The organism is Chitinophaga varians (genome assembly GCF_012641275.1).
Lineage (GTDB): Bacteria > Bacteroidota > Bacteroidia > Chitinophagales > Chitinophagaceae > Chitinophaga > Chitinophaga varians_A.
The window spans coordinates 3,053,551-3,078,332 of sequence record NZ_JABAIA010000001.1 but is presented as its reverse complement, the minus strand read 5'-3'; the positions used below and the strand labels follow the sequence as shown (position 1 = coordinate 3,078,332).

The window sequence follows — 24,782 nt, the reverse complement described above, 5'->3', positions numbered from 1 at the left end:
ATGGCCGATTCCCGACTTTTTTTTACAGAAAAATTATTGGAGTGGAACCAGCTCAGCAACACCCGTACCATGCCCTGGAAGGGTGAAAAAGACCCCTACCGGATATGGCTGTCCGAAATTATCCTCCAGCAAACCCGCGTGGAACAAGGATTACCCTACTACCAGAAATTTATTGAGCACTATCCCACCGCCACCAAACTGGCCCAGGCCCCGGAAGAAGAAGTATTCCGCCTCTGGCAAGGCCTCGGGTACTACGCCCGCTGCAAAAACATGCTGGCGGCCGCCCGGGAAATTGCCACTACCTATAAAGGCAAATTTCCCGGTACCTACGACCAGATCAAGGCCCTGAAAGGAATAGGCGCCTACACAGCCGCCGCTGTCGCCTCCTTCGGCTTCCATCTCCCCTATGCAGTGCTGGACGGCAACGTATACCGCGTCCTCTCCCGCTACTTTGCCATCGACACGCCGATAGACAGCACCGCCGGTAAAAAACAGTTCGGCGACCTGGCGCAGGAACTCCTGCCCGCTGACCAACCAGCCGCTTATAATCAAAGCATTATGGACTTCGGCGCAGTGGTCTGCAAACCGCAACAACCCAATTGCAAAGAATGTCCGCTCAACCGGAAATGCCTGGCCCGCCAGCAGCAACTGGTAGACGTTCTCCCGGTAAAATCCAAAAAACTCCAGATCAAAAAACGTTATTTCAACCACTTCCTCGTGGAATTCAACGATAAAATCTATATCCGGAAAAGGACCGAAAAAGATATCTGGCAAAACCTGCACGAATTTATCCTGATCGAAACGCCGGAGGCGGCAGAGCTCGACGAACTCCGGAAAAATGACACCTTCCGGCAGCTTTTCGGTAAAACACCTTTTACAGTCATTAATGTCTCCGCCCCGCAAAAACAGCAACTTACCCATCAAACCATCCACAGCCGCTTCTTTACCCTCGAAATAAAGCAGGCGCTGCCACCCGGCGACTACCAGCTCGTTTCCCGCAAAACACTTGATAAATACGCATTTCCAAAAACCATCACCGCCTTTTTGCAAAGTAAAAAGCTGCAATTGTTCTAACATGAAACATATATTAAAAAATTAAAATTCATTATTTGGTTAGATTACAGGAAGTTATAATACATGCGGCCATTCATGCTTAACACGCTGCCAGCAAGAAATTTTTCACCGTCGATTGGAAAAAAATATTAACTTTAAGAAGGTTGTTTATTTATAAAAGAAGAACCTTTTAACAATAGACTAAAAAAACCTACAACTATGAGAGGTGTTAATAAAGTAATTCTGATAGGCAATTTAGGCAGAGACCCGGACGTGCAGTTTCTCGAAGGTAACATCGCAGTAGCGAAGTTTTCCCTGGCTACCACCGAAACCTTTAAAGACAGGGCGGGAAAACTTATTTCTCAAACAGAATGGCATACAGTAGTGCTTTGGCGCGGACTGGCAGAGCTGGCCCAGAAGTACCTTCACAAAGGCAGCCTGGTCTATATTGAAGGACGCCTGCGCACCCGCAGCTGGGAAGACAAGGAAGGCAACAAAAAATTCGCAACTGAAGTTGTAGGAGACAACCTGGTTATGCTGGACAAACGCATGGACCTCAACAGCTCAGACCACCCCATACCTCACCACAGCAGTTCAGGATCTTCAAGCGGAGACAATTTCGCAAACAATATGGAAATTCCCCCTTCGCTGAACGAGCCCGCAGACGATCTGCCTTTTTAGTCATCTGATAAAATATTAAGTTTCCGAAAGTACGTAATCCCATATAGGGACATTACTTATATTTGCGTGCAAGGAAATGTAGTTGTGTGAATTACCTTTCCTGTTTTTTTGATTGATTACATCAAAGCTAAATATCTTGGAGATCCTCTCGGCAAGCAACATGTCCTGTTTGTTACAAGTAAATACACCTATCGCAACGCCAAACATGGTGGTATTCCTACTTGTTATTTTTGTAATACTGCTGCTTACCTTTATCGTTTCCGGTGCAGAAGTAGCGTTCTTTTCCCTGAACTACAAGGACCTGAACGTGCTCAAAACAAGACAGAACACCTCCGGCAAACTGATTACCAAACTGCTGGAAAAACCAAAATCACTCCTGGCATCCCTTCAGATTGCCGGCATCATCCTCATGATCGCCTTTATCATGATCACCAATTACCTGGTGACACAAATGGAAGACCTGCAAACCCTGCCGGTAGTGTCCTTTGTGGTGAGGATTTCAATGATCTGCCTCATTCTCCTGTTTTTCGGACAGATACTCCCCCGCGTATGGGCAGCCCAGAACAATATCCGCTTCGCTACCTACTTCGCGTGGTTCGTCAGCCTCATTCATGCCACCCTGGAACCTGTCAGCGACTTTTTCGTTGGCATCAGCGGCAGCATTGAAGCCCGCCTGTTTCACCGCGGCGCCGGCCCCGTCAATTACCACGAAATTGATGAAGCCATTGAAATGAGTGTGGACCCCACCGCATCCCAGGAAGAGAAAAATATCCTCAAAGGCATTCTCAAATTCGGCAATATCACCGTTAAACAGATCATGCGCGGCCGCCTCGATGTAAACGGGATTGAATATGACAGCACCTTTGAAGAAGTGATCAAATACGTGGCAGACCTGCATTACTCCCGCCTCCCGGTATACAAGGGCAACCTCGACAGCATCGTGGGCGTCATCCATACCAAAGACCTGCTCCCCCACCTCGATAAAGGGAATAAATTCGACTGGCACGAAGTAATGCGCCAGCCTTTTTTTGTACACGGCCACAAACTGATCGAAGACCTCCTCTCTGAGTTCCAGAGCAGACGCATGCACTTTGCGGTAGTGGTAGACGAATTCGGTGGCACCTCCGGTATCGTTACCCTCGAAGACATCATGGAAGAAGTGATCGGCGATATCAAAGATGAATTTGATGAGGAAGAATTCAACTACAGCAAACTGGACAACTTCACCTACGTTTTTGAAGGCAAAACCATGCTGAACGACGTTTGCCGTATCATGAACATCCCGCCGGAAACCTTCGAATCAGTAAAAGGCGAAAGCGACTCCCTCGGAGGCCTCATCCTCGAACTGGCAGGAAAATTTCCGGAGGAAAACAGCGTTATCAATTACAACAACTACGATTTCACTGTACTGGAAGTCACTAAAATGCGCATCCAGAAAGTACAGGTCACCATACGGCCGGACGCCGCCGAAGAAGCGTAATCCAGCCCTGTTAAACGATTTCAGAAAAAATGCCATACTTCAAAGGAAAGGGCGCCGCCCTCCTGTCCCTGCTGATCACTATCCTGGCCGTTGCATGCAACACACCGCCCACGCCAAAGCCCAGGGGCTTCTTCCTGATGAAATTCCCGGAAAAAAAATACCGGACCTTCGATGTGCCTGGCTACCCGTATACCTTTGAATATCCGGTATACGCCAACGTGGTAAAAGATACCTCCTTCTTTGGGGAAAAGCCTGAAAATCCTTACTGGATCAATATCGATTTCCCCACTCTGAACGGTAAAATATATCTCAGCTATAAAATCATCGGCAAAGGCAACAGCTTCCAGCAATTGGTGGACGATGCCTATAAAATGACCTACAAACACACCTACAAGGCGGAATACATTGACGAAAACAAAATCCATACGCCCAACCATGTTGCCGGCACCTTCTATGAAGTAGGCGGCAACGCAGCCTCTGCCAAACAGTTCTTTGCCACCGACTCCGTACAACACTTCCTGCGGGGCGCTCTCTACTTCTATGCCCCTCCTCAGGCCGACTCCCTGGCGCCTGTGAACGCATTCCTGGAAAAAGATATGTGGCACCTGGTGGAAACCCTCCGCTGGAGATAAGCCGGCAATCACGTAACTTTGTGGTCTTTAAATGCTTGTTCGTCCCCCACAGGACAAACAAAAGACCATAACCCGATGATTATCATTGACGATAAATACATTAGTGACGAAGTAGTTGAAGAGCAGTTCGTATGCAATCTGTCAGCCTGTAAAGGCGCCTGCTGTGTAGCGGGCGACTGCGGCGCTCCCCTTGACAAAGACGAAACTAAAACCCTGAAGAAAATCTACCCGAAGATCAAATCCTACCTGCGGCAGGAAGGTATCGACGAAATTGAACGTACCGGTACCAACACCACCGATAAGGAATATGGATATGTGACGCCTATCGTGAACAAAGGCATCTGCGCCTATGCCTCCATCGATGAACATGGCATCGTAGGCTGCGGCATCGAAAAAGCATACAACGACGGCGTAGTGGATTTCAAAAAGCCCATCTCCTGCCACCTCTATCCCATCCGGATAAAAAAATATGAGTCGTTTGAAGCGGTTAATTATGACCGCTGGGACATCTGCAAACCTGCTTGTAAAAACGGCCGGTCCCTGAAAGTTCCGGTATACCGATTCCTGAAGGATGCTATTATCAGAAAATACGGCACGGAATTTTATGAAGTGCTGGATAAAATCGCCACCAAGAAATACTAAATCACCCGTTGATTTGGATTGTTGAGATTTTGTTATTTAATGATTCAGAAGGAGTTATTTGAGCAGCGGCTATCACGCAATGCTTAAATACGCTATATTTATCAAGGAATTATCGTTTGCTTATGCATCAAACAGCCTCCACTTTCCTCGAAGCAAGTGAAAAAAAAGCATTAGATCTCGGTCACCGCCAGACGATCAACTTCAACATAGGAAAATATAATGCCGCTGTAAAAGTCGGTAAACAGCAGTTTGCAGACCTGCCGGTAGCGCGTGAAAGGGCCAAGAACATCAAGTGGAGAGCTATAGAGCATCTGGACAACCATCTCGAAGAATTTGAGATGAACTTCACCAAACGTGGCGGCAAAGTTATCTGGGCCGAAACAGCCGAACAGGTACAACAGGAAATCCTCGCCATCTGCCAGGCCAAACAATGCAAAAGCATTGTCAAAAGCAAATCCATGGCCACAGAGGAAGTTCACCTGAACGACTTTCTCGCGCAACATAATATTGAATGCGTGGAAACCGACCTGGGAGAATATATCCAGCAGCTGGACGGCGAACCGCCTTATCATATTGTAACACCGGCCATGCATAAAAGCAAGGAAGATGTGGCCCGTCTCTTTGCGGAAAAACTGGGCACGCCGCCGGACCTCACTCCTGAGCAACTGACACTTGTTGCCCGCGAAAAACTCAGACAAAAATACCTGGAAGCGGAAATAGGCATTACCGGTGCCAACTTCATCCTCGCTGATACCGGCTCTGTGGCCGTTACGGAAAATGAAGGCAATGCCCGCCTGAGCACCGCCTTCCCCAAAACACATATTGTACTGGTAGGCATCGAGAAAGTACTGCCTTCTGTGGCAGACCTGGCGCTGTTCTGGCCACTGCTGGCCACCTATGGCACCGGCCAGAAAGTAACGGCATATAACAGCATCTTCAGCGGCCCGCGCCAGGAAGGTGAAACAGACGGCCCTGAAGAAATGTACGTTATCCTGATGGACAACGGCCGTACCAATATCCTTCAGGACACCGCCGCCCGTGAAAGCCTTTACTGTATCCGTTGCGGCTCCTGCCTCAACGCCTGCCCCGTTTATAAAAACATCGGCGGCCATAGCTACGCCACCACCTACAGCGGTCCAATCGGCTCTGTTATCACCCCCCATCTCAAAGGGATGGACAACTATATGCACCTCAGTTTTGCATCTTCCCTTTGCGGTAATTGTACTGAAGTATGCCCTGTCCGTATCAATCTGCATGAACTGTTGCTTCACAACCGCCAGAAGGCAGTGGAGGAAAACCATACTTCAGGCGGAGAAAAGTTTGCCTGGTTTGTATGGAAACAGGGATGCAACAGCCGTAAAATGATGAATATGGCCAGTGGTAAAATGAAAAATTTCTTCTTCCGTAAATTCTTCGCAAAAAGCTGGGGAGAAAACCGTGAGTTGCCGGTGTTTGCTGCCAAATCCTTTAACCAGCAATGGAAAGAAAGGAAAGGCTGATATAATTATTGGCCTGTTTTTTCTTTAAATATCACATCCAATGTTACGTTGGCAGGCTTTCCGTCTGCTGCAGGCTTCCATAAGGGCCCTTCTTTCACCACCCTGATCGCTTCCGCTTCACAGGCTGCGTTCACATGCACGCTCCGCACTACTTTAATGTCCTGCAATGTACTGTCCGGCATAACGGTAAACGATATACGTACTACGCCATTAAACCCGCCGGGATTAGCGGTATGTTCGGCAAGGTATTGCTGAAAGGCTGTTCTGCCGTTAACCGGCGATGGCAGCGTATCTCCCGGCACAATCGCCGCTTTCCTTTTTCTGAGGCCGGCATTGGACGTGACCACACCGGCAGCCCTGCCTTGCAAAATGCCGGCTACCTCATAGCCGTCTGCATTAGGATGAATGGAATCATTCTGTCCGGAGACGCCTGCCTTTTTGTTTTGGGCAGCGAAGCCAGTTACTTTCACGTCTTTCAGGTCGGCACTTTTTTCCTTGTCATAAGCCATAGCAGAGGAGTCCGGATGTGCGATAACTATCTCGCTCAATTGTTTGTCCGTTACAGGGGAAGCGGCAACAGCGGACGGTGGTGGCACCGGCGCAGAGAACGTGGCCGGTGGCGGCACCTGTTTTAAAGCTCTGCGTTCCAAAGGTCTTTCCGCCAGTCTTTCATCAGCCGCACTGATATCAGCAGCAGGTTCTTCGGCTTTTGCCAGCGCCGGCGCACTTTGTCTTGCAACAGGTGCAGGTTGCTGATCGCTGTTACTATTGGTATCAGCCGGTTTCACCATGGCTATTTCAGGCGTGGCCCGAGCAGCTGTATCCGGTACGGCCACATCGCGCCTGGTATCCACCTGTGCGATAGGTGTTGTTGTGCTGCGCTGCTGCTCGCGGAACAGGTACCAGCCGCCGGTAAAGAGCAGAAGCAAAATAGCTGCCGCCGCTGCTAAACGGGGGTAAAACGGGCGCACTACAGCTTTAGGAGGAGCCACCCTCTCTGTCAGCCGCGCCATCAGGTCTTCCTGCTGGGCCTGCTGATCAGGGGCATGCAACGCATAACCTTCCAGCGCATCCGCCAGGAACGGGTCATCCAGCGCCTGGCGTTCCAGGTCGTGCATGGCCTTATCATCCAGCTCTCCGGCCAGGTACTGGCGGATAAGCTCGGCGCTTACGGCAGGTTTGTTATGTGCGTGCTTATCAGGCATGTTGTTGTTGCTCCATACAAATTTTAAGATTCCGCTTTCCGTTCTGGATATAGCTTTTCACCTTATTCATCTCATACCCGGTGAGCGCAGCTACCTCCCGGTAGCTTTTTTCCTCCAGGTAAAACAGGTTGACGCTGCGTTTTTGCTCTTCTGGCAAGGTCTCCAGGCATTTTTCCATGGACTGGAGATTGTCTTCCAGCGTGACTTCGTGGTCATGATGCGCCAATTCTCCGTTTTCCATAAGGGGGGAATCATCTTCGATGGTTACCTGCAGCGATTCCTTGTTTTTCATGGACCGGAGCTTCATCAGGCAGTGGTTCCTCGACAAAACATGCAGCCAGCTTTTAAAGTTCTGTACTTCATGCCGCTTCAGCTTGTCGATCAGTTCCTCGAAGATCTGCATAACGGCGTCCTTACTGCCTTCTTCATCAAAATATTGCAGGCATACACCATATACCAGGTTCATATAACGCTGGTAGAGGGCAGCCAGCAGCTCCAGATTGCCGGAAGTCTGGTACTCCCGGACAAGGTCCGCATCTGCTGTATCCTGCATGATATTTTGCTTGATAAAGGCCATGAATAACAATACTAGCTATTTTCAGGCAATGGCGCCAATTTTTCTTAAAAAAAAGCGGAGGTCATTTCTGGAAATGATCTCCGCTTTTATCTTTTGTATGTAAACGGGATTAGTGGCGGAAATGACGCATACCGGTCATTACCATGGCCATACCGTGTTGTTTGCAGAATTCTACAGAATCGTTGTCGCGAACGGAACCACCGGGCTGGATAACAGCTTCAATTCCCTGTTCATGTGCAATGCGTACGCAATCATCGAATGGGAAGAAGGCGTCGGAAGCCATCACAGCACCTTTCAGTCCGAAGCTGAACTGGCCGGCTTTTTCAATAGCATGACGCAGCGCATCGATACGGGAAGTCTGGCCACAGCCTTTACCAATCAGTTGTTTGTCTTTCACCAGCGCGATAGCGTTGGACTTCAGGTGCTTGCACACGATATTGGCAAACTCCAGATCGGCTCTTTGTGCAGCGGTAGCTGCCTGGGCGCCTACATCATTCCACTCTTTATAGTTCCCGTTGTCACTGTCCTGCAGCAGTACGCCGTTCAGTACGTTTTTGAACATGTACTTGCTTTTCACCGGCTGTTTTTGTTCCAGCAGGATACGGTTTTTCTTGGCCTGCAATACTGTGAGGGCCTCTGCATCAAAACCGGGAGCGATCAGGATTTCAAAGAAGATTTCGTTGATGGCTTCCGCTGTGGTTTTGTCAATGGGCTGGTTACATACCAGTACGCCCCCAAAAGCACTTTCCTTATCACCAGCCAATGCTGCGTCCCAGGCTTCTTTCAGGGTAGGACGGGAAGCGATGCCACATACGTTGGTATGTTTGATAACGGCAAAGGTGGTTTCAGTAAACTCCTGGATCAGCTGGCAGGCCGCATCTACGTCTACCAGGTTGTTGAAGGAAAGCTCCTTGCCATGCAGTTTGTTGAAAATATCGTTCAGGTTACCGTAGAAAATACCACGCTGATGCGGGTTTTCACCATAACGGTTCACCTGGCCCTGCGGAACGGACACCTGGAAGTAATCACCGGGTTCGTTGTTCAGGAAATATTGGGAGATGGCCACGTCATAGTGGGCACATACTTCAAATGCCTTAGCAGCAAAGTTTCTGCGGTCCTGCAGGGAAGTGGCGCCGTTGTTTTCTGTCAGCACTTTTTCCAGGTCGGCGTACTGATCTTTGGAAGCCACAATCACCACATCTTTGAAGTTCTTACCGGCAGCACGGATCAGCGATACGCCGCCGATGTCGATCTTTTCGATGATGGCCTGTTCTTCAGTCGTGTTTTTCACAGTTTCTTCAAACGGGTACAGATCAACGATCACCAGGTCAATTTCCGGGATCTCGTATTGTTTCAGCTGTTCCAGGTCCTGGGGATTTTCGCGGCGGGCCAGGATACCACCAAATACTTTAGGATGCAGTGTTTTCACACGACCGCCCAGGATAGACGGATAAGCAGTCAGATCTTCTACTGCCACACATTTTACACCTTGTTCCTCAATGAATTTTTGGGTACCACCAGTAGAATAGATGGTCACACCTTGTTCACCTAATTTTTTAACAATGTTCTCCAGGTTATCTTTATAGAAAACGGAGATCAACGCTGATTTAATTTGCTTTTGCATGAAGGAAACATTAGAAATTTTAATAACATAGGCCCCTGGTCCGGAACCGAAAAGCTGCGCAAAGTTAACACGTAAGGATCACTTTTCCACTTCCGGTTAATGGGGAATAACGGGGAAAGGCCCTGAATCCGGCATTAGCCAACCAAAAAAAATTAATTTCCCATCTAAATTATTTAACCAACTTTAAAAAATCACCTGCGAAATGTCTGTCCCTCCTATGTTTTTACAGGGAGAAATCCGAAGCGTTTATCCGCACCCATCAGCATCTTTCGGAAATTCCTTCCGCCACTGAAGTGGCCGCCGATGGTATTGACCTGGGAGAAATGAACCGGCAGTTACTGAAGAAGCTGGAAGAAATGACGCTTCACATGATCGGGATGAAAAAACAGATCAAAGCACTGGAAGCCCGTTTGCCCCAACAATAATTATCAGAAAGGCATGATGAATGCTCCTTCTTCCGGGATATTGTAAAACGGTATCCCGGAAGAAGTGCAGGCTTCAGCCCAGCGTCGGATACGAAAGGGCGGGCAGGCGCCGCCGAAAATAACAGTGTCGGCGCTGTACCATGCCAGTACCCGGTCCATCTTCATATTGAGATTCCCGTTCAGCAACAGATAGTTTACCCGCAACCGTTGTACAGGTACCAATGTTGGCAATATGCTGTCCAGCACCACCAGTTGTTTCCGGCCCACGCAGAGATAGCGGCCACGCTGTTCTAAGTCTGCCACCATTCCCGGTTGTACGTCCATGGCAGCCCGGGCAGCCTGTAATTGTTTTGCTGCCGGCATTTTCCAGATGCTGTCATGCCCCATGAACTGCACTTTTCCCTGACTGATGCAGTCTATTGCCGTATAGCCGGGAACGTTATAGATGATGAGCTGCCTCCGCTGCCGGCTGATGATATGCCGGACAGCCTGGTCCCCCATCATTATCCAGCAGGCAGACAATGCCAGCCAAAAGCCACGACGGTGGCGGCCCGACAGCCATACTGCCATCCCTGTGATCAGCAGATAACAACAGCCTGTTTGCAACAGGCTCCATTGCAGGCCCTCTACCAGGGCAAAAGGTAGTTGTCCCAACCATGCCACAACCATATTCATCGTGTATATCAACCAGCGCAGGGCCATTCCCACCCATCCGGCCAAAGAATCAAAAGGAGCCAGGAACAACAGCAGTATTTCCCCGTATATCACGACGGTAGACAGCGGTACCGCTATCAGATTGGCCGGCAGGAAATAAACCGGGAACTGGTGAAAATAGTAGACCGATACCGGCAATGTTAGTATCTGTGCAGCAAGCGAAAGCGCCGTCAGCTGCCAGACGGGCTTGGCCCACCACGATTGCAACCGCCATAGTTTGTATATCGCGTCATAAAACAACAGGATACTAAGCACCGCCAGATAGGACAGCTGGAAACCAGCATCCATGACCAGCCACGGATGATAACACAGCAGCACAAATGCCGAGGCGGCCAGCATGTTGTAAGTGCTGGCTTTCCTGCCGAGCAACAGGTTACCGGCCGTAATACCGGAGAACATCACCGCTGCCCGGAGCACGGAGGCAGAGGCGCCTGTCAACAGGGCAAAACCCCATAAAACAGTTAACAATAGCAGCGCCCGTATGATGTTCGCCGCCCTGTGGGACGGGAGCCAGCGCAGCAGCCATAGCAGGGAGGCATACAGCAAAGCCAGATGCATCCCGGAGATCGCAATAATATGCACAATGCCGGTATTGCTATAGGCATTTACCACCTCCGGGTCCAGGTCCTGCCGGTAGCCTATCAGCAAGGCTTCCGCCATACCTGCTTCAGCACCTTTCCCGATGCGGTTTTTCAGTTGCTCCAGGCAAAAATCCCTCGCCTGTAGCAGGCAGGCGGTGAGGTCTCGCGGCTGCGGACGGGGCAACTGCCGGTAGTCGCGCTCTTTCAGGAACACCTGATGGTACAGTTGCTGCGCAGCACAATACTGCCGGTAATCGAATGCGCCGGGATTGCCGCTGTTTGTGATTTTAACCGGCCTTTTTGACAACAATACCACTGAACCATACATCAATCCCGCTGACAGGCTATCCTTGCTGAAATAGGCCAATAAACGTCCTCCGGACGTCCTCCAGCGGCCCTGAGCATATACAGCAGTTACTGTCAGCAGCGTTTTCCGGGAACGGGGTTTTTCCTGTAAAGGTTCTTCTACCTTTGCCAACCAGTACTGCGCACTGTCAGGCCATGCGGAAACGTCCCTGTCCGTCTGCCCGATACCGGCAGAAACCAGCAACATCGCCCCGCTGCCATATAGCAGTATAAAAACAGGAATACCACTCGCCCACGAGTAATGATAACGGTATGCAACCGGTAGCAAACGTATGAACAACAAAGCTGCAAATGCAGCCAGGATAAGGATATACAGCGACAATGCCGGGAGGGGCGCATTATACTGTATGCTGATGCCGGCCATAAAAGGGACCGTCAATCGCAGAAAGGGCGCACGTTTCCAACATGCGGCGACAAACATGGATGATTCAAATTGCATAAAAAAGGGGTCAACTTTAACGTCTTTAAATGTAAGAATTAAACCGTCTTAAAAACGCAAAAACAGCACATGCGAAAAAGATATGATAACTAGGTAATTTTTGGTTCAGGACATGTTAACGGAATTAACGAATTATTTTTTAATAATATTTATAATATTGAATATTAATATATTAAATATAACTACTTTGCAAATCTGTTATTGATTAGTTAACATCTTCTTTAAATATAATATTATTTGTAAAATGCATTACCGGTCACGCTATTTGTGTCGTATCAAGATTCAATAGTCGTGTCTTTAATGGTTATTTTGAGGGAAAAGAAGGAGCCTGATCTTTATCAGGCTCTGTTTTTTTTATCACTGTCACATATTAAAACATAAAAAGAAAAAGCCCGTCAGCATTATACTGACGGGCTTTTTCTTTTTATGTTGCCACCTGTTTTATTTAGACAGGTACATGCTCTTCTCTTTATACAACTGACGGAAGTAAGGGTCCCTCAGGTCTTTGATAAAGCGGATAGCTTCACCAGTGGACTTCATTTCAGGGCCTAACTCTTTGTTTACGCCCGGGAATTTATTGAAGGAGAACACTGGTTCTTTGATGGCAAAGCCAGTCAGTTTCTTTTCAATTTTGAAGTCTTTCAGTTTCTTATCCCCGATCATCACTTTGGTAGCGATGTTCAGGTAAGGCACCTGGTAGGCTTTGGCGATGAACGGTGTAGTACGGGAAGCACGTGGGTTGGCTTCAATTACATATACCTGTCCGCCTTTAATCGCAAACTGGATGTTGATCAAACCACGGATATTCAGTGCGCGGGCAATCTTCTCTGCGTAGTACTCCATGGTAGTCACTTCAATCGGTGTGAGGTTGAAGGCTGGCAGCAGCGCATGGCTGTCACCACTGTGGATGCCGGCAGGCTCAATATGTTCCATCACGCCCATTACGTGGAAGTCTGTACCGTCGAAGATACCGTCAATTTCAGCCTCCTGGCAACGGTCCAGGAAGTGGTCGATCAGGATCTTGTTGCCCGGCAGGTGACGCAGCAGGCTTAATACTGATTGTTCCAGTTCTTCTTCGTTGATCACGATACGCATACGCTGGCCGCCCAATACGTAGGACGGACGCACCAGTACCGGATAACCTACTTCTTTCGCTACTTCGATAGCGTCGTCAGTATTATAGGCAGTACCATATTTCGGATAAGGAATACCCAGGTCTTTCAGCATGTCGGAGAAACGGCCACGGTCTTCTGCGATATCCATGTTATCGAAGGAAGTACCAATGATCTTAACCCCTTTTTCTTCCAGGCGTTTCGCCAGTTTCAGCGCTGTCTGGCCACCCAGCTGAACGATCACCCCTTCAGGTTTTTCCAGCTCGATGATTTCCCACAGGTGCTCCCAGAATACCGGCTCGAAGTACAGTTTGTCTGCCATGTCGAAGTCGGTAGATACAGTTTCAGGGTTACAGTTTACCATGATTGCTTCATAGCCGCAATCCTGGATGGCCTGCAGACCATGGGTACAGCAGTAGTCGAACTCAATACCCTGGCCAATCCTGTTCGGACCGGAACCCAGTACGATGATTTTTTTGCGGTCGGTTACCTTGCTTTCGTTCTCTGTATCAAAAGTTGAATAGAAGTACGGTGTTTTCGCTTCAAACTCAGCACTGCAGGTATCTACCATTTTATAGGTACGTACAATGTTGTTCGCTTTTCTCTTTTCGTATACTTCGTGTTCTTCACAGTTGCCGAAGATCACCGCCAGCTGGGCATCTGAGAAGCCCATTTTTTTGGCGTCTCTCAGCATATCAGCTGGAACGCTTTCCAGGTCATGTTCTCCGAGTTGTTTTTCCAGATTCACGATATCCTGTATCTGGTGCAGGAACCAGCGGTCAATGTAAGTCTGCTGGTGAATATGTTTTACAGAAGCGCCGGCCATCAGGGCATCTTTAATACGGAAGATGCGGTCCCAGGTTGGACGTTTCAGTTTTTCGATGAGTTGTTCAGACTTCATCAGCGACTTGCCGTAGTAGCCGAGGCCGAGCGCATCGTTCTCGAGGCTCTGGCAGGCTTTCTGCAGGGCTTCAGGGAAAGTGCGGCCGATAGCCATTACTTCACCTACTGATTTCATCTGCAGGCCCAGTGTGTCGTCTGCGCCTTTGAATTTGTCGAAGTTCCAGCGTGGCATTTTTACGATCACGTAGTCCAGCGCCGGCTCAAAGAAAGCGGAAGTGGTTTTGGTGATCTGGTTTTCCAGCTCGTCGAGGGTATAACCGATAGCCAGTTTGGCAGCGATTTTCGCGATAGGATAACCGGTTGCTTTGGATGCCAGTGCGGAAGAGCGGCTTACGCGCGGGTTGATCTCAATTGCGATCAGTTCTTCTGTTTCAGGATTGAGGGAGAACTGTACGTTACAACCACCGGCGAAATTGCCCAGGTCGCGCATCATCAGCATGGCTTTGTTACGCATGTCCTGGAAAGCGGTATCGCTCAGGGTCATGGCTGGGGCCACTGTAATGGAGTCTCCTGTATGGATACCCATCGGGTCCAGGTTTTCCACGGTACAGATGATAACGACGTTGTCATTTTTATCACGCAGCAGTTCCAGTTCGTATTCCTTCCAGCCCAATACTGCTTTCTCTACCAGCACTTCGTGGATGGGAGAAGCCTTCAGGCCACGGTCCAGCGCTTCGTCCAGCTCGTCTTTGCTGTGTACAAAACCGCCACCGGTACCACCAAGGGTAAAAGAAGGACGGATCACCAGCGGGAAACCGATTTCCTGTGCAAACTCCTTACCTTCCAGGAAAGAGTTAGCTGTTTTCGCAGGCGCTACAGGGATACCGATCTGGATCATCCACTGGCGGAACTGTTCACGGTCTTCCGCTTTGTCGATCGCTTTAATGTCTACCCCGATCAGGCGAACATTATACTTTTCCCAAACTCCCAGCTCATCTACCTCTTTACAAAGGTTCAGTGCTGTTTGACCACCCATGGTAGGTAATACGGCATCAATCTGGTTTTCTTCCAGAATCTGCTCAATGCTTTCCACAGTTAATGGGAGCAAATAAACCTTATCGGCCATCATAGGGTCCGTCATGATGGTAGCCGGGTTGGAATTAATCAAAATCACTTTAATTCCTTCTTCCCGCAACGAACGTGCTGCCTGGGAACCAGAATAGTCAAATTCGCAAGCCTGACCAATAATAATGGGACCAGATCCGATAATGAGGACAGATTTGATAGATGAGTCTTTTGGCATTTTTGTAATCTATTGAAAATGAAAAACCACATTGATTTTAATGCCGTACGAGGGACCAAAAAAATCGTGCAAAGTTACGTCATTTGAAATTTAATAATGGAATAAAATTTCATTTTTTAGGAAAGAATTTTCCGGAGCAGATGATAGAATGCTTTTTTCACATACAATATTTGTTTTATAAAACGCCACGGCAGAGGCGGATTCCAGGAGAAATACGGCCTGTATTTTTCCGTACAATTACGTTGTGCTATCATAGTAGAATATCCTACCTTTAGGTCCTGTTAGTACATCAACCCCAAATGACCGGCAATCGATCGAGCAGCTTTTTTTTCATTAGTATATCTGTCATTTCATATCTATCATTTATCACCCCAAAAACCACATGTCATGCGTACAGCAGAAGTTCACTATGGAACTGATGGCCAGGTAAACCTTACCGTGCCCAAAGGCACCAAGATGGCCGATATCGCCAAACTACAGGAAATGGTGATTTCAAAAATTAACCCCCGTGGCTGTCAGGCTTGCCTGTCAGGTGTTCACTTCAACATCCGGGAAGAACTGGAACATGTTATGAAAGTAGACCTCGACAAAATGGCGACCATCAAAGGAACCGCCGTTGGCCACTAACGTATCACCGCCCCGCTCTCCGGAGCGGGGCCTTTTAAAACACCGCTCCCATGTACCCCTTCACACTTACCGGCCACACCAGCCGGTTATACGAAAAAACCATCCCCAGGCTGGGCGTAGGTTTGTTGTATAATCCTTCCCTGGAGCTATACCTCGACAGCCAGCCTTCCTGCTGCGACTATGTGGAAATCATCCCTGACATGTTCTGGTCAGACCTCGGCAACGGCCACCCTCACCGCTTTGAAGAAATAGACAGCTGGATGGCCGTACTCCAAAAACTAGCTGACAGTTATCCGCTCACCGCCCACAATATCTCCTATTCACTGGGCAGCGCCGGCGTCTTCGATATGGCCTACCTGCGCAAAATGGAAGAATGGCACCAGCGCTACTCCTTTGTGTGGCACAGCGACCATCTCTCTTTCGTGAAAGTACACGATGAAAACGGGCAGGAACACAATGCCGGCATGGCCGTACCCGTGCCATACGACTACGAAGTGCTGGATATGATCGATGGCCGTATCAACGCCATCAGCCGCAGCATCAGAGCCCCTTTCCTGGTAGAGAACAACGTCTGCTTCATTGACCTCCCCGATCAGGAACTTTCCGAAACAGCTTTCCTCAACGAATTATCGAAAGACACCTCCTGCGGATTGTTGCTCGATATCCATAACGTATATACGAACGCCGTAAACCACGGCTTTGATGCCCGTAGCTTCATCACCGGACTGGACCTCGACAAAGTGGTGGAAATCCATATCGCCGGCGGCAATGAAATGGCGGGCATGTACACCGACTCCCACGCAGGGCCCTGCCCCGAAGCGGTGTGGGAACTGCTCGAGTATACGTTACCGTTAGTACCCAATCTTTGCGGCATCACCTTTGAATTTCATGAATCCTATTTTCACCTGCTACAGTTCGAGGGCGTTACACGCGAATTAAACAGGGCAAAAGCAGTGTGGAATCAATATCATATATAAACGATCATGTCACTCCTCTCCTTTCAGCGGGCACTGGCCGCACTGATCGCATCCCCGGAATTATGCGTGGAGGCCAGGCAGCAACCGGATAAAGTATTCTCCCCTTATGATCTCACCGATCGCGAAAGAAAGCGGTTAGAGACCGTCGTGTTCCAGCGTGGCATGTCAGTGAATTGCACACTGTACCGCGTTAACCGTATCACGCCTATCTATACGCTGCTGCCTTATACCTGCCTGTTACTGGGCGACAGGCTGATGCCGCTGGCCACGGCTTTCTGGGAGGCATGCCGGCAATCTGATCTCCAGTTCAAACGGGAGATTGAGCTCTTTACAGACTACCTGGAAAAACAAATAAACGATGGCCACCTGCAGTTATTATACCTGCCGGAAATACTGCGGATGGAGACCGCTATCATTGCCTTGAAATTTCTACCGAAGCAACAGGACGCCGCTTCACAAGTGAGATATATTCCTTTTGACCATGAACCAGGCCCGCTGCTGGAAGCCTTGTCAGCACTTCGATTACCCGAAAAAACGCCGGCCGCCGGCGACTGGCTGCTGATCATCGATTACAGCGGTGAAGAAATGACTTTCAGCACCGCCACACTACATTCGGTGTAGCCCGGAATCAGGGTACGTCCCAGGCTACACGCTATTTATACTTTGATACGGGTGGACATAACGGCGATAGTGGCGCCCATCACGGCAATCAGCGAGAAGGATACCGCCAGGCTGGTGGCCTGCGCCACAAAACCAATCAGCGGCGGACCAAACAGGAAGCCAAGGTAACCAATCGTGGAAACCGCTGCCAGCGCCATCCCGGGCGACAATACTTTTGACTTGCCGGCGGCACTGTATACCAGCGGTACGACCGCTGAAACACCTGCGCCCACCAGCATGAAGCCCAGCATGGCACTTACCAGGTAAGGAAAAACCACTGCTATCAGCAACCCGGCGGCAGTAAGCGCTCCGCTGATGATCAGCACTTTTCGTGTACCCAACCGCGTTATCACCCAGTCAGCCACAAAACGGCCCGACGCCATCGTGCCCATAAAGGCCGCATAACCAGCGCCCCCCAGCCCTTCCTCAACTTTCACAACCCGGCGGAAATACACACCGCTCCAGTCAAACATAGTCCCCTCGCATATCATGGAACACATGGCAATAATGCCCAGTGTCAACAGGAAAAGATCTGGCTTGACAAACAGTGGCTGATTGGCCTGTACGTTGGTGTCCTGTTGCACAATATGCCGCATGGTCAGCAACACCAGTGTCCATGAAATACCGGTGATCAGCAGAAAATGATATACCGGCGGAACGTGCAGTCCGCTCATAGTGGCGCCAATAGCCGCACCGGTAAAACCGGCCACGCTCCATAGCCCGTGAAAGGAAGCCATAATAGAACGGCCATACATCGCTTCCACTGCCACTGCCTGCGTGTTGACCGCAATGTTGGCCAGGTTGCCGCAGAAACCGAAAAACACGAGAAAGGAGATCAGTTCCCAGGGAGCCGTCGCCAGTCCCAGTACCGGTAAAATAGCAGCATAGGCCACCGCAGCGATCAGCAGCACCTGTTTGCTGCCGAAGCGCGAAACCAGGATACCTGCCACCGGCAGTGAAATCAGCGATCCGACAGGCAATGCCAGCAAAACGCTGCCCAGCCCTGCATCATTTAGACGCATGGACTGCTGTATGTCCGGGATACGTGATGCCCAACTGGCAAAACACAAACCGGTCAGAAAAAACAATGCGCTTACCGCAATGCGGGCGCCTCTCTTATGTATCACCGGTACTGACAAATTCTGTAACATCGTTGTGTAATTCAGAGTGTGGTTTCCGTTTAACGTTATATCACCTGGATGCCCAGGTCCTGATAAGGTTTAAATAAAGGCAATTCGGGCTTGTCGGTCACGATCACGTCAATGCCGGTGATCTCACAGACCTTGAACGGTTCCGCCGTATCCATTTTATCGCTGGTGGCCAACGCCACAATTTTGTTGGCCGCTTCCACCATTACACTTTTCACATCTGCTTCCTCAAGGTCCAGGCCAGTTACGCCAGCTTCCGGGTGCAGGCTGCAGATACCCACAAAAGCCAGGTCTGCCCGTATCTTCTGTAAAGTGCGGATGGTGTCCATGCCCGTGGCGGTCTGTGAGTTTTTACCGATGCGGCCGCCGGTAAATATCACTTCGATGGTGGGGTGCTCTATTAAATGGGTAACGATGGGAACACTGTTAGTAATGATGGTCAGCCGCAAATTGGGGGGTAATATTTTCACTAACGCCAGTGTGGAAGTACCTCCGTCCATCAGTACCGTTTGCCCGTCATGCAGCAATCTCAGGGCTTTAACGGCCATATGTTGTTTATCGGCCGCATGCCGCTCGATCCTCTCTTTGAAGGAATAGGGATTGGGGGAGTGCGGGATAGCGCCACCTCTCACCTTGATCAACTGTCCGCTTTGTGCCAGCGATTCCAGGTCACGTCTTACCGTATCTTCTGATACCTGCAGGTCAGAACTCAGTTCTGTCTGCAATACCTTCTGGTCCGTCTGCAGCTTCTTTAATATATAATCAAGTCTTTCCTCTTTCAGCATGCTTGCTATTTTATGCAATATTATGAAACATTTTGCAATATTCTGCTAGAATTTGCATATATTTGCAATAAATCGCAAAATATGGCAAGAATAGCAATAGACATGGACAATGTAATGGCGGACATCTACAGCCATTATTTATCATATTATGAAGCGGCGAACGGAATTAAGCTGGACCCGCAGTCGTTACACGGCATACCGGAAGGCGAAATACTGCCCGATGGCAGCGTACGGAAGTTTTTACTTACGCCGGGATTTTTCCGGACCGCGCCGGTGATGCCGGGCAGCCAGGAGGTGATCAAGGCCCTGATGGAGAAGTACGAGGTATTTATTGTGTCAGCGGCGATGGAGTTTCCACAGTCGCTCAGGGAAAAGCTGGAATGGCTGCATGAACATTTTCCATTCATCAGTTGGCACAATATTGTGCTCTGCGGTTCCAAAACCATTGTCAATGCCGATATCATGATTGATGATTACGACAAGAATCTGCGTCATTTTAAAGGAAGACAGTTGTTGTTTACAGCTCCGCACAATGTTCATCTGACAGATTACGAGCGCGTACACAACTGGGAAGAAGTAGCAGCAGCTTTGGAAGTAGAGGTACCGGCTGCCCGGGTATAACCACAATGGGGGATAACAATACCGGCTGGTTACAGAAGATCATCACCCCTTCTTCGTTTTCCCTTTACGAAGGGTGGCCAGCTCCTTCTTCATTTTGAGCACATCATCTTTCAGGGCAGTGTAGTTCTTCAGCAGCTGGGTATGCTCTTCCAGGATTTTATAATATTTCTCCCGCAGCATCATCATTTCTTCGCTGTCTGTTTGCCTTGTCTCCTGCGTTGTGCCGGGATTCAGAAAGGCTTCCGTTGTGATGTCCAGTCCACGGGCCACACGGTCCAGTTCATCCGGAGAAAATGTTTCTTTCTCGAAGACGTTGTACATGGTCCGCCGGCTCATGTTCAGGCGTTCCGCAAGTTTGCTTTTGTTAAGTCCTTTCTCCGCAATCAGGTGCTGGAGGCGGTTGCCATGATGTATGCTTTTCCCGTTGGCCAGTTGCATAGTGCCGTTCCACCGGATAAATTCATCAGGCGTGATGCCGATAATGTCGCAAAACCGTTCCAGGTTGACCCGCTTCATATCACTGTTCCGCAGGTGGTAATGGGCTATTTGGTTGGTGAAGCCGGCCATTTTTGCAAAATCGATGATTTTGATTTTTTTCTGCTTCAGTATCTGCTTTAATCGCTGGCCCATATGTATCAAACTCGACTGCATCATTTATCCTTTTTTATAAATAATGGTATAATATAACAATTAATCTTTCATTTCGTAAATAAAATTATCAAATCGAGTTAAAAAATAATAAAATGATCACAGGAAGTGGCATAATGATCAGAAAGGCTAACTTTTATGCATATACGTAGGCAAAAAAAATTATTTTTCGATCATTTTGATCGAAATCATGATAAAATGATAGGAAAAGATGAAGAACAAATGATCGATTATCAGGATGATAATTATCCGTTGAAATTGATCGGAAATTTGTCCACAGGACACCCCAAAATCAATACCACAAAGGATTGCCGGTGAATCATAACAACAAATAGTGTATTTTTATGCTGATAAATTTCACAGTTATAACTGTATTTGCTGATAGCTACAATTAATCTCATTTTGCGACCGGCAGTACAGCATAATTGGTGTCACTGTTCATCATAAAAGTCTGTTGCTATGAGTAAGGAAACACCCAACCTTTTATTTTCCATTCATGAAAAGTTTTCGGGCATGGCTGCCCTCTTCCGGGAAAGAGTATGTCAGGATTGTAACTGGAGCACGCCTACCTTTTACCGGAAAATGCGCGCCAAAGAAGGACGCGGCCCGGCCGACAAAACCAAACAAAGCTCTTTTCTGAGCAGCGCGGAGAAAAAACGCATCGTGGAAATCATGGACGAAGTGTACAACACTTTCTGGAAGTCTGCGATCAAGTTCCGCAATCCGAGATAACCAGGTCCTTGCAGCCCCATTGGCCCGTCCGGCAAATAACCTACCAACCTTCCTTCTTTTTTTCAACACCTTTAGTGGCACACAATTACCTGTCCGCAACCGGCAGCAGCTATTGCTTTGCCCTAAAGGTGCTTGATCATGGCCTGTCTTCCGGACCGTTTTGAAAAATAATCTGGTTTTAACATGTTTTTTTAGATTTTTTCTAGCATACCGTCGGGTTTTTCTTAAATTTAAAGCCCGTTAGGAAAAAGTTGTACTTAACCAATAAACAATCATGGTGCTATGTCGTACCCATACCAGATCAAGACTTTAGAAGATTATCAACAGGCTTATCAGCAGAGCGTTATGGACCCCGAAGGCTTTTGGGCCAACGTAGCAGACCACTTCATGTGGCGTCGTAAGTGGGACAAGGTATTGGACTGGAATTTTAAGGACCCCGAAATCAAATGGTTCTCCGGTGCTAAAATGAATATCACCGAAAACTGTCTGGACCGCCACCTTGCCACCCTCGGCAATTCCCCGGCCATCATCTGGGAACCGAATGACCCCGAAGAACGCCATCGCATCATCACCTACCGTGACTTATACAACAAAGTATGCCAGTTCGCCAACGTCCTGAAAAACAACGGCGTTAAAAAAGGCGACCGCGTATGTATTTATATGGGCATGATCCCGGAACTGGCGATCGCGGTATTGGCCTGCGCCCGCATTGGCGCCATCCATTCCGTCGTGTTTGGCGGTTTCAGCGCCCAGTCCATCGCCGACAGAATCCAGGATGCAGAAGCCAGCCTCGTTATCACCTGCGACGGCGCTTACCGCGGCAACAAGGACATTCCCCTGAAATCCGTGATCGATGACGCCCTTATGGCCTGCCCTACTGTGAAAAAAGTAATCGTATGTACCCGTACCCGCACTCCGGTGAGCATGCTCAAAGGAAGAGACGTATGGTGGGAAGATGAAATCAAACAAGTGGAAACCATGGGCAACCCCTCCTGCCCTGCGGAAGAAATGGACGCGGAAGACATGCTCTTCATCCTCTATACTTCCGGTTCTACCGGCAAACCCAAAGGTGTGGTACATACCTGCGGCGGTTATATGGTGTATGCCAACTACAGCTTCGTTAATACCTTCCAATACAAACCGGGAGAAGTATTTTTCTGTACTGCCGACATCGGCTGGATCACCGGTCATAGCTATATCGTATATGGACCGCTCAGCGCAGGCGCTACCACTCTCATGTTTGAAGGGGTGCCTACCTATCCCGACGCCGGCAGGCTTTGGGAAATCGTGGACAAATTCCGCGTCGATACTCTCTATACCGCTCCCACCGCTATCCGTAGCCTGATGGGATATGGCCTCGGCCCTGTCAACCACAAAGACCTCAGCTCCCTCAAAAAGCTGGGCAGCGTGGGCGAACCTATCAACGAAGAAGCATGGCACTGGTTTAAGGATAATATCGGTAAAGGCCGCTGCCCGATCGTTGATACCTGGTGGCAAACAGAAACCGGTGGTATCATGATCACGCCCATAGCAGGCATCACCAAAGAAAAACCCGGCTTTGCCACCTTACCGCTGCCTGGGGTACAACCCATCCTGGTAGATGAAAACGGCCAGGAAGTGAAAGGCAACGGCGTGAACGGCAACCTCTGTATCAAATTCCCGTGGCCCGGCATGCTCCGTACTACCTACGGTGATCACGACCGCTTCCGCAAAACATATTTCTCTACCTACGAGAACCTCTACTTCACCGGCGACGGCTGTACCCGCGATGAAGACGGCTTCTATCGTATCACTGGCCGCGTAGACGACGTGCTCAACGTGAGCGGTCACCGTATCGGCACCGCTGAAGTGGAAAACGCCATCAACATGCACGCCGGCGTTATTGAAAGCGCAGTCGTAGGCTACCCGCACGATATCAAAGGCCAGGGCATCTACGCCTACGTGATCATGGAAAGAATGACACATGAACCGGAGCTGTCTAAAAAAGACATCGCACAAACAGTGTCCCGCATCATCGGCCCTATCGCCAAACCGGATAAGATCCAGTTTGTAAGCGGCCTGCCTAAAACACGTTCCGGTAAAATCATGCGCCGTATTCTGCGGAAAATAGCGGAAAACGACCTCGATAACCTCGGTGATACCTCTACCCTCCTCGACCCGGCCGTGGTAGATGAGATCAAAAAAGGTAAACTGTAGCTATTTACGAATTTTCTGATTTCGATATTTAAAATGCAGCGGAGATCACTGATCTTCGCTGCATTATTTTTATACCCACATATATCATAGACAAATAGTTAAATCCCATGCGGCGTTTCTTCAAAAAAGCCCTCTATGCCCTCCTGTTTCTTGTGCTGCTGTTCAATTGCATCACGGCTTTTCATGCCTATAAATTCACCCACTTCTCCGAAAACAACCGCCATCGCAACAAGCGGCCGGAAGAGATGAGCATCGGTGAAAAATTAAACATGATATTCTTCGGCGTCAGGCTCTCCAAATCCATTACCAGCGCACGCCCCAATATTGCTTATGACACCGTACAGCTGCTGACGGCCAACAGGCTGCACCTGGAAGGATGGTGGATGCCAGTAACACAGGCCAAAGGCACCGTTATTCTCTTTCACGGATATGGCGGCAACAAAGGTTCACACCTGCCGGAAGCTTATTGGTTCCGGCAACTGGGCTACAATACTTTTTTGATAGATTTCCGTGGTCATGGTAACAGTGACGGCACTGCCTGTACCATCGGATACAAAGAAGCGGAAGATGTGAAACTGGCATGGGACTATGTGCTGTCCCGTTCCAACAAGCCCGTCACCCTCTGGGGAATGAGCATGGGCGCGGCAGCCATCATGAAAGCAGTGCCGGAATTTCACCTCACTCCGCAGAAAATTATCCTCGAATCGCCATTCGCCACCCTTCTCGACGCCGTTAAAAGCCGTATGCGGGCTGTGCATCTGCCGGCAACACCGCTATCCCAGATGCTCACCTTCTGGGGCGGCCTGGAACTGGGCTTCTGGGGCTTCGGCCATAACCCGCAGGATTATGCCCGCCACATTCAGGTGCCGGTGCTTTACTGCTGGGGGCAACAGGACATCAGAGTTACATCCGATGAAACGAGACGGGTGTTCGGTCGCCTGGCTACCCAACAAAAACAACTGCATATTTTTAAGGATGCCGGGCATCAGTCCTTCTGTCAGAAAGATGGCGCTGTATGGAAACAGCTGGTGAAAGATTTTATGGCACAATAAAAAAGCGCGCACCATCCGAGTGGAGCGCGCTCTTCACAGGATCTGACCCGCCGTATATATTGGAGTCATGGTACATTGAACCTGTACCACTAGATGCCGTACACAATGATTGCAGTATAAAGGTACTCCCTTACGCTGCCATTGGAAAACACCTGCTACC

The 24,782-nt window shown here is 49.1% G+C and carries 22 protein-coding genes; 14 read left to right on the top strand and 8 right to left on the bottom strand.

What is annotated here, in order from left to right:
- The 6 genes from mutY (at position 1) to HGH92_RS12580 (ending at position 5,987) form a co-directional block, all read left to right on the top strand.
- On the top strand, positions 1–1,074 hold the full coding sequence (gene mutY, locus HGH92_RS12605; RefSeq protein WP_168871064.1) for an A/G-specific adenine glycosylase: 1,074 nt from the start codon (positions 1–3) through the stop codon (positions 1,072–1,074).
- Between the two features lie 198 nt (positions 1,075–1,272).
- Positions 1,273–1,734, top strand: coding sequence for a single-stranded DNA-binding protein (locus HGH92_RS12600; protein ID WP_168871063.1), 462 nt, complete (start codon positions 1,273–1,275; stop codon positions 1,732–1,734).
- Between the two features lie 160 nt (positions 1,735–1,894).
- Complete coding sequence (gene gldE, locus HGH92_RS12595; protein WP_168871536.1) at positions 1,895–3,214, top strand: gliding motility-associated protein GldE; 1,320 nt, start codon at positions 1,895–1,897, stop codon at positions 3,212–3,214.
- A 29-nt stretch (positions 3,215–3,243) separates the two neighbouring features.
- Positions 3,244–3,846 carry a hypothetical protein gene (locus HGH92_RS12590; RefSeq protein ID WP_168871062.1) on the top strand — a complete coding sequence of 201 codons (603 nt, stop codon included), beginning with the start codon at positions 3,244–3,246 and terminating at the stop codon, positions 3,844–3,846.
- A 75-nt stretch (positions 3,847–3,921) separates the two neighbouring features.
- Positions 3,922–4,488 (top strand): DUF3109 family protein, encoded by a 567-nt coding sequence (locus tag HGH92_RS12585; RefSeq protein WP_168871061.1) that lies wholly within the window; start codon positions 3,922–3,924, stop codon positions 4,486–4,488.
- Between the two features lie 122 nt (positions 4,489–4,610).
- The gene (locus tag HGH92_RS12580; RefSeq protein ID WP_168871060.1) at positions 4,611–5,987 is read left to right on the top strand and encodes a LutB/LldF family L-lactate oxidation iron-sulfur protein; all 1,377 of its coding nucleotides are present in this window, start codon (positions 4,611–4,613) and stop codon (positions 5,985–5,987) included.
- Positions 5,988–5,992: 5 nt separating this feature from the next.
- On the opposite strand, the gene HGH92_RS12575 is transcribed toward HGH92_RS12580, so the two are convergent.
- From HGH92_RS12575 to purH, 3 genes are all read right to left on the bottom strand, one after another.
- Positions 5,993–7,192 carry an energy transducer TonB gene (locus HGH92_RS12575; protein WP_168871059.1) on the bottom strand — a complete coding sequence of 400 codons (1,200 nt, stop codon included), beginning with the start codon at positions 7,190–7,192 and terminating at the stop codon, positions 5,993–5,995.
- Positions 7,185–7,745 (bottom strand): RNA polymerase sigma factor, encoded by a 561-nt coding sequence (locus HGH92_RS12570; protein ID WP_247654875.1) that lies wholly within the window; start codon positions 7,743–7,745, stop codon positions 7,185–7,187. The genes HGH92_RS12575 and HGH92_RS12570 overlap by 8 nt, the downstream gene beginning before the upstream one ends.
- 133 nt (positions 7,746–7,878) lie before the next feature.
- Positions 7,879–9,393: a bifunctional phosphoribosylaminoimidazolecarboxamide formyltransferase/IMP cyclohydrolase gene (gene purH, locus HGH92_RS12565; protein WP_168871057.1), complete on the bottom strand. Its 1,515-nt coding sequence runs from the start codon at positions 9,391–9,393 to the stop codon at positions 7,879–7,881.
- A 293-nt stretch (positions 9,394–9,686) separates the two neighbouring features.
- Here purH and HGH92_RS34020 point away from each other — a divergent pair, with 293 nt between their 5' ends.
- Positions 9,687–9,818: a hypothetical protein gene (locus HGH92_RS34020; protein ID WP_262888758.1), complete on the top strand. Its 132-nt coding sequence runs from the start codon at positions 9,687–9,689 to the stop codon at positions 9,816–9,818.
- 3 nt (positions 9,819–9,821) lie between these two features.
- Here the strand turns inward: HGH92_RS34020 and HGH92_RS12560 are convergent, their stop codons facing one another.
- Entirely contained in the window at positions 9,822–11,918 is a 2,097-nt protein-coding gene (locus tag HGH92_RS12560; RefSeq protein WP_168871056.1) for a ComEC/Rec2 family competence protein, read from the bottom strand.
- Between the two features lie 441 nt (positions 11,919–12,359).
- Positions 12,360–15,176, bottom strand: coding sequence for a carbamoyl-phosphate synthase large subunit (carB, locus tag HGH92_RS12555; protein ID WP_168871055.1), 2,817 nt, complete (start codon positions 15,174–15,176; stop codon positions 12,360–12,362).
- Positions 15,177–15,563: 387 nt separating this feature from the next.
- Here carB and HGH92_RS12550 point away from each other — a divergent pair, with 387 nt between their 5' ends.
- Genes HGH92_RS12550 through HGH92_RS12540 form a run of 3 tightly spaced genes read left to right on the top strand, consistent with a single transcriptional unit; the run spans position 15,564 to position 17,401 of the window.
- The gene (locus tag HGH92_RS12550; RefSeq protein WP_168871054.1) at positions 15,564–15,803 is read left to right on the top strand and encodes a hypothetical protein; all 240 of its coding nucleotides are present in this window, start codon (positions 15,564–15,566) and stop codon (positions 15,801–15,803) included.
- Positions 15,804–15,853: 50 nt separating this feature from the next.
- Positions 15,854–16,780 (top strand): DUF692 family multinuclear iron-containing protein, encoded by a 927-nt coding sequence (locus tag HGH92_RS12545; RefSeq protein ID WP_168871053.1) that lies wholly within the window; start codon positions 15,854–15,856, stop codon positions 16,778–16,780.
- A gap of 6 nt (positions 16,781–16,786) precedes the next feature.
- Entirely contained in the window at positions 16,787–17,401 is a 615-nt protein-coding gene (locus tag HGH92_RS12540; protein WP_168871052.1) for a hypothetical protein, read from the top strand.
- A gap of 35 nt (positions 17,402–17,436) precedes the next feature.
- On the opposite strand, the gene HGH92_RS12535 is transcribed toward HGH92_RS12540, so the two are convergent.
- Entirely contained in the window at positions 17,437–18,591 is a 1,155-nt protein-coding gene (locus HGH92_RS12535; protein ID WP_168871051.1) for an MFS transporter, read from the bottom strand.
- A gap of 35 nt (positions 18,592–18,626) precedes the next feature.
- Positions 18,627–19,373 carry a DeoR/GlpR family DNA-binding transcription regulator gene (locus HGH92_RS12530; protein ID WP_168871050.1) on the bottom strand — a complete coding sequence of 249 codons (747 nt, stop codon included), beginning with the start codon at positions 19,371–19,373 and terminating at the stop codon, positions 18,627–18,629.
- Positions 19,374–19,454: 81 nt separating this feature from the next.
- Here HGH92_RS12530 and HGH92_RS12525 point away from each other — a divergent pair, with 81 nt between their 5' ends.
- The gene (locus HGH92_RS12525) at positions 19,455–19,994 is read left to right on the top strand and encodes a 5' nucleotidase, NT5C type (protein WP_168871049.1); all 540 of its coding nucleotides are present in this window, start codon (positions 19,455–19,457) and stop codon (positions 19,992–19,994) included.
- Positions 19,995–20,036: 42 nt separating this feature from the next.
- Here the strand turns inward: HGH92_RS12525 and HGH92_RS12520 are convergent, their stop codons facing one another.
- The gene (locus tag HGH92_RS12520; RefSeq protein ID WP_168871048.1) at positions 20,037–20,648 is read right to left on the bottom strand and encodes a helix-turn-helix domain-containing protein; all 612 of its coding nucleotides are present in this window, start codon (positions 20,646–20,648) and stop codon (positions 20,037–20,039) included.
- Positions 20,649–21,101: 453 nt separating this feature from the next.
- Here HGH92_RS12520 and HGH92_RS12515 point away from each other — a divergent pair, with 453 nt between their 5' ends.
- The 3 genes from HGH92_RS12515 to HGH92_RS12505 all read left to right on the top strand — a co-directional run bounded on the left by HGH92_RS12515 (position 21,102) and on the right by HGH92_RS12505 (position 24,622).
- Positions 21,102–21,374, top strand: a complete 273-nt coding sequence (locus HGH92_RS12515) for a hypothetical protein (RefSeq protein ID WP_168871047.1) — start codon at positions 21,102–21,104, stop codon at positions 21,372–21,374.
- A 282-nt stretch (positions 21,375–21,656) separates the two neighbouring features.
- Complete coding sequence (gene acs / locus HGH92_RS12510; protein ID WP_168871046.1) at positions 21,657–23,570, top strand: acetate--CoA ligase; 1,914 nt, start codon at positions 21,657–21,659, stop codon at positions 23,568–23,570.
- A gap of 107 nt (positions 23,571–23,677) precedes the next feature.
- Positions 23,678–24,622, top strand: coding sequence for an alpha/beta hydrolase (locus tag HGH92_RS12505; RefSeq protein ID WP_168871045.1), 945 nt, complete (start codon positions 23,678–23,680; stop codon positions 24,620–24,622).
- The last annotated feature ends 160 nt before the right edge of the window (positions 24,623–24,782 follow it).

What these genes read in the sequence shown, in the direction of transcription:
- mutY (WP_168871064.1), top strand. Translation starts at nt 1, where the DNA reads ATGGCCGATTCCCGACTTTTTTTTACAGAAAAATTATTGGAGTGGAAC.
- HGH92_RS12600 (WP_168871063.1), top strand. Translation starts at nt 1,273, where the DNA reads ATGAGAGGTGTTAATAAAGTAATTCTGATAGGCAATTTAGGCAGAGAC.
- gldE (WP_168871536.1), top strand. Translation starts at nt 1,895, where the DNA reads ATGTCCTGTTTGTTACAAGTAAATACACCTATCGCAACGCCAAACATG.
- HGH92_RS12590 (WP_168871062.1), top strand. Translation starts at nt 3,244, where the DNA reads ATGCCATACTTCAAAGGAAAGGGCGCCGCCCTCCTGTCCCTGCTGATC.
- HGH92_RS12585 (WP_168871061.1), top strand. Translation starts at nt 3,922, where the DNA reads ATGATTATCATTGACGATAAATACATTAGTGACGAAGTAGTTGAAGAG.
- HGH92_RS12580 (WP_168871060.1), top strand. Translation starts at nt 4,611, where the DNA reads ATGCATCAAACAGCCTCCACTTTCCTCGAAGCAAGTGAAAAAAAAGCA.
- HGH92_RS12575 (WP_168871059.1), bottom strand. Translation starts at nt 7,192, where the DNA reads ATGCCTGATAAGCACGCACATAACAAACCTGCCGTAAGCGCCGAGCTT.
- HGH92_RS12570 (WP_247654875.1), bottom strand. Translation starts at nt 7,745, where the DNA reads ATGCAGGATACAGCAGATGCGGACCTTGTCCGGGAGTACCAGACTTCC.
- purH (WP_168871057.1), bottom strand. Translation starts at nt 9,393, where the DNA reads ATGCAAAAGCAAATTAAATCAGCGTTGATCTCCGTTTTCTATAAAGAT.
- HGH92_RS12560 (WP_168871056.1), bottom strand. Translation starts at nt 11,918, where the DNA reads ATGCAATTTGAATCATCCATGTTTGTCGCCGCATGTTGGAAACGTGCG.
- carB (WP_168871055.1), bottom strand. Translation starts at nt 15,176, where the DNA reads ATGCCAAAAGACTCATCTATCAAATCTGTCCTCATTATCGGATCTGGT.
- HGH92_RS12550 (WP_168871054.1), top strand. Translation starts at nt 15,564, where the DNA reads ATGCGTACAGCAGAAGTTCACTATGGAACTGATGGCCAGGTAAACCTT.
- HGH92_RS12545 (WP_168871053.1), top strand. Translation starts at nt 15,854, where the DNA reads ATGTACCCCTTCACACTTACCGGCCACACCAGCCGGTTATACGAAAAA.
- HGH92_RS12540 (WP_168871052.1), top strand. Translation starts at nt 16,787, where the DNA reads ATGTCACTCCTCTCCTTTCAGCGGGCACTGGCCGCACTGATCGCATCC.
- HGH92_RS12535 (WP_168871051.1), bottom strand. Translation starts at nt 18,591, where the DNA reads ATGTTACAGAATTTGTCAGTACCGGTGATACATAAGAGAGGCGCCCGC.
- HGH92_RS12530 (WP_168871050.1), bottom strand. Translation starts at nt 19,373, where the DNA reads ATGCTGAAAGAGGAAAGACTTGATTATATATTAAAGAAGCTGCAGACG.
- HGH92_RS12525 (WP_168871049.1), top strand. Translation starts at nt 19,455, where the DNA reads ATGGCAAGAATAGCAATAGACATGGACAATGTAATGGCGGACATCTAC.
- HGH92_RS12520 (WP_168871048.1), bottom strand. Translation starts at nt 20,648, where the DNA reads ATGATGCAGTCGAGTTTGATACATATGGGCCAGCGATTAAAGCAGATA.
- HGH92_RS12515 (WP_168871047.1), top strand. Translation starts at nt 21,102, where the DNA reads ATGAGTAAGGAAACACCCAACCTTTTATTTTCCATTCATGAAAAGTTT.
- acs (WP_168871046.1), top strand. Translation starts at nt 21,657, where the DNA reads ATGTCGTACCCATACCAGATCAAGACTTTAGAAGATTATCAACAGGCT.
- HGH92_RS12505 (WP_168871045.1), top strand. Translation starts at nt 23,678, where the DNA reads ATGCGGCGTTTCTTCAAAAAAGCCCTCTATGCCCTCCTGTTTCTTGTG.